The 1,265-nt window shown below is 53.0% G+C and carries 1 protein-coding gene and 1 rRNA gene; both read left to right on the plus strand.

The genetic code is table 11. The features are described 5' to 3' along the window. Positions 1–97: ribosomal RNA gene (gene rrf / locus ACZRJ6_RS26205) — 5S ribosomal RNA — on the plus strand; the annotation flags it as partial. Between the two features lie 391 nt (positions 98–488). Next, positions 489–1,265: cache domain-containing protein (locus ACZRJ6_RS26210; protein WP_463970663.1), on the plus strand; the 777-nt coding region annotated here is incomplete at its 3' end.

Below are 1,265 nucleotides of genomic sequence, written 5' to 3' on the forward strand. Positions count from 1 at the left end.
TGGAACCACCTGATCCCATCCCGAACTCAGTAGTGAAACGATGCATCGCCGATGGTAGTGTGGGGTTTCCCCATGTGAGAGTAGGTCATCGTCAAGATTGAATTTCGAAACCCCTGTCTGCTAACGCAGACAGGGGTTTTGTCGTTTAGGGCTCAACACAAGTCAGAGATGCCATCCTCAGTCAAGTCGGTCGCATCCGCGGCATTGTCCAACCAACCGTAGTGGTTGCTGTAAAGCGTCTGTACTGCACACTCGAGAGATGGGATTGACAAAGGCCTGGTCAGTATCCCGAGCCGCTACCATTGGTCACTTTTTCACATTAAAAGAGGATGTATCTCACAAATCCCTAAATTTTATCCGGACGAGGCCGAAAGCCTGATGAGTCATACGTGCACTGAAATAGAGCGGTCGAAGAGTCTGCCTATACCGTTACATGGAAAGTTGCATCCGGCACGCTCACCCATTTTTGGCAAAAAGAAGTCGATGAAATGAATCTCAAATTCAGTCATAAAATTCTGTTGGCCGCGTCAGGCGTTGTGGTTTTGGCCTTCGCGTTATTCACGCTGTACAACGACTATCTGCAACGCAGCACCATCAAACAAAACCTGGAATCGTCCATCCAACAGTCAGGCGATCTGACGGCCAGCAGCGTGCAGAACTGGCTCAGTGGCCGGGTGCTGGTCCTGGAGACTCTTGCGCAAAACATCGCCTATCAAGGCAGCAGTGCCGACCTGCCAGGGTTGGTCGATCAATCGGCTTTCACGTCGAACTTTCAGTTCACCTACGTTGGCCAAACCAATGGCGTGTTCACCCAGCGTCCTGACGCGAAAATGCCGGATAGTTACGATCCGCGTCAGCGCCCCTGGTACAAGCAGGCGGTCGCCGCGGACAAGACTATGCTCACGCCGCCCTATATGGCCGCTGTGGGTGGCTTGATCGTTACCATCGCCATGCCGGTCAAGAAGCACGGTGAACTGCTCGGTGTGGTAGGCGGTGACTTGAGCCTGCAAACCCTGGTGAAGATCATCAACTCGGTGGATTTCGGCGGTATCGGTCATGCGTTTCTGGTTAGCGGCGACGGTCAGGTCATCGTCAGCCCGGACCAGGACCATGTGATGAAAAATCTCAAGGACATCTACCCAGGTACCAATGTCCGCATCGAGAAAGGCAATCAGGATGTGCTCCTCAAGGGTCAGGATCGAATTCTGTCGTTTACCCCGATCAGCGACTTGCCGAATGCAGACTGGTACATCGGTCTGTCGATC

The sequence above is a fragment of the Pseudomonas sp. C321 genome (assembly GCF_055407105.1).